At 61.7% G+C, this 686-nt stretch carries 1 protein-coding gene; it reads left to right on the top strand.

Annotated elements, in window-relative coordinates:
- The coding region (locus ACUCV0_RS24060) for a DNA topoisomerase (RefSeq protein WP_482213930.1) at positions 1–686 on the top strand (686 nt) is incomplete at both ends.

The following is a 686-nucleotide window of genomic DNA, read 5'->3' as shown; positions in this document are numbered from 1 at the left end:
CGACTGTGGCTACCTGCCCACCAGCATGCTACCGGAAGTGTCGGCCGTGCTCGAGGCGATCCACCGGACCTATCCGTCCATTGTCCTGGTGCTGGCCAGTATTGATCCGGCGCAGCGCTCGCGGGTGTGGAACGCCCCCAAGACCACTGGGCACCACAGCATCATCCCGATATTGGATCCCACCAACCTGGCCTCCAAGCTCAAGGAGATCACTGACATTGGTACCGATGCCACGCGGTCCAGCATCATCCAGAGGCTGATCTATCACGAGTTTCTGCTCAAGAAGGACAAGGCAGTGCAGGCATCCGACGCCGGCGTATCACTGATCGCCGCGGCGCAGCCAGCAGTGGCCGACCCAAGCACTACAGCCAGCTGGCAGCGGGCCCTGGACATGATAGAGGTCGGCACCGTGCAGCTGGATGACCTCATCGCCAAGCAAGGCGCCTGGATCGGCAAGCTGGTAGCCCAGTATCGTCAGACCACGCTCAACATCAAGGTCCTGGAAGATCCGCCCTGCCTGCTCTGCCAGGGCAAGTTGGCGCAGCGGAAGGGCAAGAGCGGCGACTTCTGGCCCTGCCTCCGCTACCTAGACTGCAAGATCCTGGTGAGCGTTGAAGCATCGAAAGGGAAGGGCAAGGGCGGCTCAGGGGTCGCAATCTCTCGAATCGACAGACCAACTGCGACAG

Source organism: Pseudomonas sp. VMV1, from assembly GCF_056790235.1.
This window is presented reverse-complemented; position numbering and strand designations above follow the sequence as displayed.